Here is an 11,073-nt window from a genome sequence, read left to right on the forward strand (position 1 = left end):
CTGTATTCAGTACGTTTTAATTATTTGTACTGTCTACTTTTGAGAATCGTATCACATCTTCTCACCGCTTTCTTTTGTTTTCTTTTTCTTTACACTTTCATTATATTCGTCAATCTGGTTATGTAAAGAGAAGTGGAAAATCTGGCGTTTTTTTGGAATAATCTGTTACTTTATGTATGCTTAGTGAAATCTCTTACTTTGGCAATGACTTCCGGTCGTCTAGCTCTTGCAAAAGGTAATTCTATTTTCTGCAAAAATACACTTTCTGTTTCAAATCGTGTTACATATTGCAAATTAACCAAAAAACTGGAATGAATCCGTAAAAAGTGATATTTTTCAAAATACTTTTCAGCATCTTTAATACTCTTGCGTTCACTGAATTCTCCTCGTTTTGTATGATAAACAAGGTTTTTATTATCTTTTTCAATGTAATAAATATCACTGATTTTCAAAGGTACACTGATATGGTTATAAGAGAAGAAATATTCTTCCTGATTGGCCAATAAATTTCGCACAAAAGGATCAATACGCTGAAATTCATGTCGTAACCGTCTACGATCGATATATAAAATACGTTCAAAGTTGCCAACTTCATGCTCATAGCGTTTTTCTTCTAACGTTGTAAATATGACAACACGTTCCGGATAAGGTTGAATAAAGGTGCCGGCAATTCTTTGCGTGTCAAATTTATCTTGAAGAATAAGAATCTGATATTCTTTCTGCTGTTGGGCTTTCACAAATTGTGACAACTTTGCGAAATACTGAAAGGTCCAATCTTCATCCTTTAAAATATCTCCTAAAATAAATAAGATATTTTTTACCATTTCTTCACTTTCTAAAATTGCCACCCTTAACATGACCCTCACCTCATCTTTTCTTATAAATCACTATAACGCAATCGTTGTATTCCTTTTGCTTGTAAATACTCGTTTAAATCTTTGTTGCATAATATATCCAATTCATTTATACGTTGTATATTATAGGAAGTTGTTTGTTGTAAAAACATATCGAGATAAGCCGGATGACACATTAAATCATAGCAGTTTGCTTCCTCTAAAGAATCCACAATTTGTTTCAAATTTGAGATTGTTGCACCATCTGCATAAAACTGATCAAGTAAGAGTGCATGTGGCATCATTGTTTCGTATTGAAACCCACCGCGCACCGGCAGATCATATTCCTTTTGCAGCCGCTCGAATACTCCTTGTACATGAGGAAAGGTATGGATATGATGATGAGAATCTAAATGATCAGGATGCAAACCGGACGCAAACACTTTTTCAATTTGGAGCTTTAGTTCTTCATACATTTCCTCTTCGTCAAATTCATTGATATCCCCTTGCTTTTTAAAAGAACCATCCCTTCTTGTTAAGCTCTTATACCCCTTACCTAATGGATAATAACAGGTCAAGGTTAAATGGACACCGATGCCTAAATCGCGATGCTGCTTTGCCAATGTGACAGCATGCGCAAATCCGGGCATATTTGCCATCATAGATGTTGATGTAACGATGCCTTCCTGATAGCCTTTCAGGATGCCATAGTTTACTGCCTCATCGAAACCGAAATCATCGGCATTAACGATTAATCGCTTCATTTCAATGCTCCTCCTTTGACATATCGTCATCTTCATTATACTCCTTTTTTCCTCTCCTGCTTAGGAAGGTTCGAAATAAAGCGACTCTTTCGCTATTAGAAAAGCAGGCTTTTACCTGCTCTATTTTACTCTATCGTTTCTCTCCAAATCTTAGCACCTAAAGCACTCAGTTTTTCATCAATGTGTTCATAACCTCTTTCAATATGATAAATATTACGAATGGTTGTCGTTCCTTCTGCAATCAATCCGGCAATGACAAGGCATGCTCCACAACGCAAATCGGTTGCAGACACTTCAGCACCGGATAATGGTGTCGGTCCATTGATGAATGAGCTTGGTATCATCACATTAATATTAGCCCCCATCTTTGCTAACTCCTGACAATGTTTAAAACGCTCTGTATAGATTGTTTCCGTCACAATAGACTGTCCATGTGCTTGTGTCAGTAATGCCGTTAACGGTTGCTGGATATCTGTCGCAAAGCCAGGATATGGGAGTGTTTTGATATCTGTTGCTTTTAAATTTCCCGTATTTCCTTTTATAATCAGGCGATCTACATCTACCTTAATATCAACACCGATTTCATGCAGCTTGCTTAATAAGGACTCTAAATGCTGTGGAATGACGTTTTCCACAACAACCTCATCAGCCGCTGCTGCTGCTAATACGATATATGTCGCTGCTTCAATACGATCAGGTATAATTTCATGGAAACAGCCGCCTAATGCCTCAACACCATCAATCGTGATGACATTCGTTCCTGCTCCACGTATCTTTGCACCCATCTTATTTAATAAAGTAGCCACATCAATGATCTCAGGTTCTTTTGCGGCATTTTCGATGGTTGTTCTGCCTTGTGCATGAACAGCAGCCATCATGATATTGATCGTAGCCCCGACACTGGCAATATCCAAGAAAATTTTATTTCCGATCAATTGTGGTGCATCTAAGATATATGCTCCATGGTCATAATGAATGGTCGCTCCTAATGCTTCAAATCCTTTTAAATGTAAATCAATCGGGCGAGGACCTAAATAACAACCTCCGGGCATCCGAATTTCCGCATGGCCATATTTACCTAATAATGCCCCCATAAAATAATAGGATGCTCTTAATTTATTTACCGCTTCATGGATCAAAGGTTTATTTTCCATCTGTGTCGGATCAATGACAATGCTGTCAGAGGAACGTATATCGACAACAACCCCAAGATCACGAAGGAGTACAGATAAAGATTCTACATCGGATATGCTTGGTACCCCACATATCGTAACCGGTCCGTTTGCTAATATTGCTGCTGGTATAAGTGCTACCGTCGCATTTTTTGATCCGCTGATGCGCACGGTACCATTCAATTTATGTCCACCTTCTATTTTGATAACTTCTTCCATGTTTATCTCCTTCCAGTATTACTATTTTATTATGAAATCTATCACTCGTGATAGTTGCGTGTAAAAAAGTGCATTCTTATTATAAAACATTTTATCCCGTATAGCTATGAGAAAATAGACAAATTCACATTTCCCTATGAAGCACAATGAAAAGCGGTAATTGCCTATACATAATTATAACATAGCTTTTTAAAGAAAAGCGATTTTCCATATATTGTTATACATCCTTAAATATAACTCTTTTTGCTTTCTCGCTTGATTTCATGTACTCATGCTTTCCTAAGAAATATCTTACATAGCCATTGGACATATAAGTAGTAAACACCTTTTTCACATCGGATAAGTTAAAACGAATGGCAATTATTGTATTCATGAATATCATCATCAATCATACTGTAGAAACGGTCCATAAAGTATACACTAATTGACTTTTCAAATACACTATGAAAAGATACCCTGTAACAGCATAATATCTTTGTTTGCGAATAGCCTGTTCCTATTTTAATTATCCTTACCCTGCCTGCTTTCTTTTTTAAATATTGCATGCAAAAGGAGTATTCATCACAATCTTTCGCAAACATATTGAAATTATATAAACCCATCCTATTCGCCTAGTTCTTCCCATCTAAAATCCTTTGTTAGAATTTTCTTATTTCTTGCTATTTTAATTAGTAAATATATAATTATTTTGCTATAATAAGACTTAGTGATTTAAACGATTTAAAGGAGAGTGGAACGATGAAAGAAATCGCTTTTGATAACGACAAATATCTAAAACTGCAATCAAAGCATATCTTAGATAGAATTTCTAAATTTGACAATAAGCTATATCTGGAATTCGGCGGCAAGCTGTTCGATGATCATCATGCTGCACGTGTCCTTCCGGGATTTCAGCCAGATAGTAAATTAAAAATGTTGTTAGAACTGAAAGAAGAAGTAGAAATTGTTATCGCTGTTTGCGCAAGTGATATAGAGAAAAATAAAATTCGCAGCGACATGGGAATCACCTATGATGTAGAAGTACTGCGTTTGATTGATGCCTTCCGTGATACCGGTTTATTTGTAGGTAGTGTCGTCATTACGCAATATGCGAACCAGGCATCCGCTGATACATTTAAAAAACACCTGGAACATTTAGGTATTCGTGTTTTCCTGCATTATCAGATTGCCGGTTATCCTAACAACATTCCGCTGATTGTTTCTGATGAAGGTTATGGAAAGAATGAATACATAGAAACCACGAAACCATTAATCGTGGTGACAGCTCCGGGTCCGGGTTCCGGTAAGATGGCTACCTGTTTGTCACAGCTTTACCACGAACATAAGCGTGGTGTAAAAGCCGGTTATGCGAAATTTGAGACTTTCCCTATCTGGAATCTTCCTCTAAAACATCCGGTAAATCTTGCTTATGAAGCTGCGACAGCTGATTTAAATGATATTAATATGATTGATCCTTTCCATTTAGAGGCTTATGGTGAAACAACGGTAAATTATAATCGTGATGTAGAAATATTCCCTGTTTTAAATACGATGTTTGAAAAGATTCTAGGCGTAAGCCCTTATAAATCACCAACGGATATGGGGGTTAACATGGTTGGTTATTGCATATGCGATGATGAAGCAGCACGCAAAGCAAGTACTGAGGAAATTATTCGCCGTTACTATAAAGCGAAGGTAGACTTCAAAAAAGGACATACCAATGAAGACACAATCAAAAAAATAGAAATTATCATGTCTCAGGCAAATATCATACCGGAAGAACGTGCTTGTGTAAAACCGGCACTTACCAAAGCGGAAGAGACAAATGCACCGGCTGTTGCCATTGAATTACCGGATGGCACCATTGTCACAGGAAAAACAACATCTTTATTAGGTGCCAGTTCGGCAGCATTATTAAATGCCTTAAAGAAATTAGGCAATATCAATGATATCATTCCTTTAATATCACCGAATATCATTGAACCAATCCAAAAATTAAAAGTGGGGTCATTAGGCAATCACAATCCTCGTTTACATACCGATGAAGTTCTAATCGCCCTTGCCATCAGTGCTACGACCAATCCGGTATCACATTTGGCATTGCAGCAGCTTGATAAATTAAAGAATTGTGAAGCCCATAGTACTGTTATTCTATCACAAGTAGATGCGGGAACCTTCCGTAAGTTAAAGGTCAATCTGACTTGCGAGGATCAGTATCAGACCAAAAAATTATATCATCGTTAATTAAATCACTCTTGAACTATCGTAAGGTTTGCTGTCTTGAAAGAAGCAAACCTTTTATTTTTCCCCTATCGAATACAATAGTCTTTCTAAAAATATAAGATATGATAAAAATACAGTAGGAATTATTGCATACCAATAGTCAAAACAGCATTATATAAAAGAAGAAAGTCATGTTCTTAATCTTTTATGATATACACTTTTAGACATTATGGTACAAAACAAAGAAGCAACATAAAAGAAGAAATCTAATATCACTTACACAAGGATAGGATTTCTTCTTTTTCAATCACTATATCGTTTAACTTGTTTCTATTAGAATAAACCTACGATATGTCCTTCTTCATTGATGTCCATATCTAAGGCAGCCGGATGTTTTGGTAAACCCGGCATGGTCAAAACTTTCCCGGTCAATGCGACAATAAAGCCGGCACCTAAAGATGGATTTAATTCACGTACCGTAATACGGAAACCTTTTGGTGCACCATAAACCTTCGCATCATCGCTTAAAGACATCTGTGTTTTGGCCATACAGATTGGCATCTTATTCCAGCCAAGTGCATTATACAGAGCAATCTGAGCTTTGGCCTCTTCGGTAAAATCAACACCATCAGCGCCATATACCTTCGTTGCAATTGCCTGAATCTTATCTTCAATGCTGTCTTCTACAGCATATAAAGGCGCATAAGCATTCTCTTGATCACATAAAGCAACTAGCTGCTGTGCTAAATCAATGGCTCCTTCGCCACCTTTTGCCCATACCTGAGATAAAGACATTGGATGTTGATGCTCTTTACACCAGTTTTCTAGAGCTTCTACTTCTTTTGGTGTATCGGTTGCGAATTCGTTAATCGCTACGATATAAGGAAGACCGAATTGTTTTACGGTATCAATGTGTTTTGCTAAGTTTGCACAACCGGCTAACATAGCTTCGACATTTTCTTCCTTTAAATCTTCATAAGCAACATTTCCATGCTGCTTCAAAGCACGAATCGTTGCCACGATAACCACTGCATTTGGTTTTAAGCCACCAAAGCGACATTTGATATCTAAGAATTTTTCAGCTCCTAAATCTGCGCCAAAACCAGCTTCCGTAACCGTATAATCTGCCAGTTTAAGACAAGTCTTAGTTGCCAAAATAGAGTTACATCCATGAGCGATATTCGCAAAAGGACCGCCATGAATCAAAACCGGATTGTGTTCCAATGTCTGCACCATATTTGGTTTGATGGCATCCTTTAACACCATAGCCAAAGCACCTTCAATGCCTAAGTCCTTTACATAAATAGGTTCCTTTTTCGTATTATAAGCAACCAACATACGACCCAAACGCTCTTTTAGATCCATGAGGGATGTAGCTAAGCATAACACCGCCATAACTTCGGATGCGACCGTGATGTTAAAGCCATCCTTACGCTCTACACCATTGGCTTTTGCGCCTTGTCCGATATTGATATTACGCAGCGTGCGATCATTCATATCCAGACAGCGTTTCCAAGTTACATGTTCAATGTCAATATCCAGTTCATTGCCCTGATGAATATGATTGTCTAAACAAGCACTGATTAAATTATTGGCCGTTGTGATGGCATGCATGTCACCGGTGAAATGCAGATTGATATCTTCCATTGGCACAACTTGCGCATAGCCGCCTCCGGCTGCCCCACCTTTCAAACCAAAGACCGGTCCTAAAGATGGTTCACGTAAAGCAATCATCGTCTTTTTTCCAATACGGTTTAAGGCATCTCCCAATCCAACCGTTGTCGTTGATTTTCCTTCACCGGCTTTTGTTGGATTGATGGCAGTCACCAGAATCAGTTTACCATCCGCTTTATCCTGATTGCGGTTTAATAAATCCAGGGATACTTTTGCCTTATAATTGCCATAGTATTCCAAGTCACTTTCCTCAACACCAATTTTAGCCGCTACATCGCGAATATGCTCCAATGTGCATTCTTGTGCAATTTCCAAATCTGTTTTAAACATGACGTTCCTCCTTCTGATCGTAATCAATTACATATCTTTTTTGCCAATATCATGGCGATGGAACAACTTCTCACACTGAATTTTTGCTACCTCATGATAAGCTTTATCATATGCAGCTTGTAAAGTATCTTCCTGTGCCACAACAATCATGACACGTCCGCCGGCGGTTACTAACTTACCATCTTTCTTTGCCGTTCCCATGTGATAAACAAGGGCATCTACTTCATCACAGCCTGTAATCACAGCATCCTTAGTACTTCCCGCAGGATAGCCTTCACTTGCTAAGACAACACCAAGTGTTACCTTATCATCCCATGTTAATTCCATAGCCTCATGATTCATCACACGCAAAATAACATCAACGAAATCACTTTTTAAGCGTGGTAAAATTACTTCTGCTTCCGGATCACCGAAGCGGGCATTGAATTCAATGGTCTTAATACCTTTATCCGTTAACATTAAACCGCCATATAAGAAACCGGTAAATGAATGGCCTTCTTTCACCATTGCTTTGGCCATTGGCACCATGATGGTATCCATTGCCTCTTGAATGATTTCCGGTGTAATTTTCTTAACCGGTGAATAGCAGCCCATACCTCCGGTATTAGGACCTTTATCTCCATCATACGCACATTTATGATCCTGAGCCACCTGCATTGGCACAACGATATCATCACATACAAAGCAAATCAAAGAGAACTCAAAGCCTACCAGACATTCCTCAATCACAACCTTATTACCGGGAATGCCGAATGCAATATGTATTGCCTCTAGCGCTTCTTCTTCACTTTGAGCAACGGTAACACCTTTTCCGGCTTTTAAGCCATCTTCTTTAATAACGATAGGAGCACCTTGTGCCTTTACATAGGCAACTGCAGCATCTTCCTTATCAAAGGTTGCATAAGCAGCGGTTGGTACATCGTATTTCACCATGATCTGCTTTGCGAAATCTTTGCTGGACTCAATTTGTGCCGCATCCTTCGTAGGTCCGAAAATCTTTAAGCCAGCCTGTTGAAATGCATCGACAACACCAAGGGATAGACTAGCCTCAGGTCCGACGATTGTCAAATCTATCTGTTCTTTTTTCGCAAATGCAACCAAACCTTCCACATCACTGTCACTGATGTCTACACAGGTCGCAAACTGTGCCATGCCGGGATTTCCCGGTGCAGCATAAACTTCATCTACCAAAGCACTTTTATGTGCTGCAAGTGCAAGAGCATGCTCTCTTCCACCCTTTCCAATTACCAATACCTTCATTTTTCTTTTCCTTTCTGTTATCTAAAATAAAAAAACATGAAAAGTTCGCAAGAAACCTTCATGACCATGTCAAAAGATTCCTTGTAGTCCACCGATTAGGTCAGCGGGTAGAAACTATCAACCAAATTATGATACTATACAAGGTTTTACCACATTTATTTTACTTTATTTCATGTACTTTTACAATCCTAATTATAGCTGCCTTTTTTACTTCGATTGATTTTTTACATCCGTAGGAAAACCCGCTTCTTCAATTTTTCGCATCCCCCCTTATTTTTCCTTCATAGTTCACCTTAACTAGCTTTTCTTCAACATATAAAAGAAAAGATGTCATTGCGACACCTCATCTTCTAAAAATGCACTACCACTGATATTATTCGTACGGAAGATACTGCCATCCGCTTTTAGATAAAAGATTGCCTGTCCGGTGTATACGACTTCTTTACTATCTTGTACATAATAATAGCGAAGATTGGTCGCATAGTAGTCATATCCTTTATCTTTTATTTGAAAGGTTAACTCATAACTGATATTCTTATCTTCCACATTTGGCTTTCCTTGTTTCCATTGTACACCAACATGTGGATTTACACATTCGATACGCTGTAGTTTCCCTTTGGTTTTCTCATGCATTTCAAGGTCTAGCACCTTCGGTTTTCCATCAACTCGCATAGCAAAAGATTCTCCTTCATCAAAATCAAACGTTTTTACTTTGCGGTTTTGTAAGTGTACCTCACCGATCGTTTCTGAATGTTTCTTATCCCCTTCTTGATAAATCAGCTGCGTAAAACTAAGCTCACTGTTGTCCAACAGGTGCATGATCACAGAGAATTCTTGCCAAGTATCATCTTTTATTATTTCAGTAGGCATTATTTTATAAGGCGGATCCATCTTTTTAGCACACTGATAATCGTGGATATCCACAAACTTCCCACTTCCCTGATAGAGATAATCAACTTGCCAGAAATGTGCATTATCCATTTCATAATAGTAACTGATTTTAGGCAGCATGGTTTCCTTTTTCTGTGTCGCCTTGCAAACGGCATAACCACCAAGTACTAGTATAACCAATACAACAACAACGATTATTTTCTTTTTCATTTTGTTTCAATGCCTCCTTTCTCAATACGGAAATGCTGTTTTATATCTAGTGGATGCTTATTTTCACCTTCGGTAAAATTATAAATTTCCAAATCATACTCAACCACCGGACAATTTTTCTTTCTATGATGTCCTACGATCATTCCGATAAGCTCATTCTCACTTTTTACCCTTTCTTGATAAAAGCTAGCGCCTATACCTGCATTATTTACCGATATATGAAAGAACTCACGATTTTCTAAAGGATATGTGTAAGGATATACGATAGCATAAATATAGGATTTCCCATCTGCCTCCGCATACATGCTTATCGTTCCATCTTTATTCTTTTTCTCTTGATGAATAAAAGTGGTTTTCGCTTGCTTCTGCAACTCGCGAATCTTTTTCTCTACACCTTCTCTTGTATTTCCAAAGTCAACATAGCCATTTTCTACATTACACGTTTCTTCTACAATCTGCTGGTTTGGTAATGCATAGACATTTCCCATATACACCAATACGCTAATCACGCTTGCGATAAAGTATAGGATCATGATTGCTTCCAAAGAAAGAATACGCACCTTTTTCCCTGTCAACACTTGATTGATTCGCTTTTCATAAAATTTTCGATAACCTGCATACAACAATACCCCCAGTAAGATCACAATACCTAGCATGCATAGAAACCCTTCTGTACTCTGCGGCGCAAAAATTTTTTGTAATTGTTCTTTCATCTTGTTCGCCTCCTAGAAACCCATCTCTTCTTTGAAACGGTAATAATAGCTTCGTGATACTTCAATTTCCTCTTGATTATCCAACACCAGTGTGAATTTCATATAAAGATTGGTACGAATCCTTCGAATTGCTTTTTTATTGACGATATACGCTTTATGAACACGCAGAAAACCTTTTTCATACAAGCCTGCTTCTAATTGATACATCGTATTCTTACTACGATAACAGCCACTTTTCGCATGGACGAGTATTTCCTGGGAAATACTTTCAATATACAGGATCTCATCCACTGCCAAGCGCATATGCTCTTCGCCATCTTTTACCAACAGGTAATCATACTCATGGTTAATTTCATATAAGACCATACTCGCATGATCATCAAATTGTACATCCCCCTTTTGGATAGCCGCCTTTACTTTTTCCACTGTTTCTTTTCTACACAGCAACCTTATTTTCATGATCTTTCCCTCTCTTCACTTTTAGTTTAACGAATTCACGCTTTAAGACAAGCTACTTTCTATAACCTGCATTTTATGGGGATAAGTTGCACTGCAAAAGCCGATAAAGCAATCTTCTTTACCAACAATAAAGCATTTGCTTATCCAACACCATACCATAAAAAATGGCAAGAATATCTACCCTTACGATAACAAGAATCCCTTTTTATTGTGATAAAACCCATCTTTTCTTTTTAAGAATATCATATTTGAATATCTGCGTATATAAAAAGCGCCCTACTGAAAGGACACTTTGATCAGCTTGTGTCAAGTAGACACACAAAATAATTAAAACATTTTTGTCCAT

10 protein-coding genes and 1 riboswitch are annotated in these 11,073 nt (G+C 37.8%); of the genes, 1 reads left to right on the plus strand and 9 read right to left on the minus strand.

Annotated features, from left to right (window positions below):
- Positions 1-170: 170 nt before the first annotated feature.
- The 4 genes from AC1VS3_RS11655 to AC1VS3_RS11670 form a co-directional block, all read right to left on the minus strand.
- Positions 171-857: a LytR/AlgR family response regulator transcription factor gene (locus AC1VS3_RS11655; RefSeq protein ID WP_008691175.1), complete on the minus strand. Its 687-nt coding sequence runs from the start codon at positions 855-857 to the stop codon at positions 171-173.
- A 20-nt stretch (positions 858-877) separates the two neighbouring features.
- On the minus strand, positions 878-1,597 hold the full coding sequence (gene chbG, locus AC1VS3_RS11660; RefSeq protein ID WP_008691174.1) for a chitin disaccharide deacetylase: 720 nt from the start codon (positions 1,595-1,597) through the stop codon (positions 878-880).
- Between the two features lie 125 nt (positions 1,598-1,722).
- Positions 1,723-2,988 carry a UDP-N-acetylglucosamine 1-carboxyvinyltransferase gene (locus AC1VS3_RS11665; protein ID WP_008691173.1) on the minus strand — a complete coding sequence of 422 codons (1,266 nt, stop codon included), beginning with the start codon at positions 2,986-2,988 and terminating at the stop codon, positions 1,723-1,725.
- A 217-nt stretch (positions 2,989-3,205) separates the two neighbouring features.
- On the minus strand, positions 3,206-3,361 hold the full coding sequence (locus tag AC1VS3_RS11670) for a hypothetical protein (RefSeq protein WP_155949110.1): 156 nt from the start codon (positions 3,359-3,361) through the stop codon (positions 3,206-3,208).
- Positions 3,362-3,726: 365 nt separating this feature from the next.
- On the opposite strand from AC1VS3_RS11670, the gene AC1VS3_RS11675 reads away from it, so the two are divergent.
- Positions 3,727-5,211: a DUF1846 domain-containing protein gene (locus tag AC1VS3_RS11675; protein WP_008691162.1), complete on the plus strand. Its 1,485-nt coding sequence runs from the start codon at positions 3,727-3,729 to the stop codon at positions 5,209-5,211.
- A gap of 312 nt (positions 5,212-5,523) precedes the next feature.
- Here the strand turns inward: AC1VS3_RS11675 and AC1VS3_RS11680 are convergent, their stop codons facing one another.
- The 5 genes from AC1VS3_RS11680 to AC1VS3_RS11700 all read right to left on the minus strand — a co-directional run bounded on the left by AC1VS3_RS11680 (position 5,524) and on the right by AC1VS3_RS11700 (position 10,727).
- Positions 5,524-7,194, minus strand: a complete 1,671-nt coding sequence (locus AC1VS3_RS11680) for a formate--tetrahydrofolate ligase (RefSeq protein WP_008691160.1) — start codon at positions 7,192-7,194, stop codon at positions 5,524-5,526.
- 27 nt (positions 7,195-7,221) lie between these two features.
- Positions 7,222-8,454, minus strand: a complete 1,233-nt coding sequence (gene purD / locus AC1VS3_RS11685) for a phosphoribosylamine--glycine ligase (protein ID WP_008691158.1) — start codon at positions 8,452-8,454, stop codon at positions 7,222-7,224.
- Between the two features lie 64 nt (positions 8,455-8,518).
- Positions 8,519-8,616, minus strand: a riboswitch (purine riboswitch).
- Positions 8,617-8,784: 168 nt separating this feature from the next.
- A complete protein-coding gene (locus AC1VS3_RS11690; protein WP_008691156.1) occupies positions 8,785-9,555 on the minus strand; it encodes a hypothetical protein in 771 nt (256 codons plus the stop codon).
- Complete coding sequence (locus AC1VS3_RS11695; protein ID WP_008691154.1) at positions 9,552-10,268, minus strand: hypothetical protein; 717 nt, start codon at positions 10,266-10,268, stop codon at positions 9,552-9,554. Before AC1VS3_RS11695 ends, AC1VS3_RS11690 begins: the two co-directional genes overlap by 4 nt.
- Before the next feature lie 12 nt (positions 10,269-10,280).
- Positions 10,281-10,727 carry a LytR/AlgR family response regulator transcription factor gene (locus tag AC1VS3_RS11700; RefSeq protein ID WP_008691152.1) on the minus strand — a complete coding sequence of 149 codons (447 nt, stop codon included), beginning with the start codon at positions 10,725-10,727 and terminating at the stop codon, positions 10,281-10,283.
- Between the last annotated feature and the right edge of the window lie 346 nt (positions 10,728-11,073).

It is taken from the genome of Longicatena sp., from assembly GCF_982403165.1.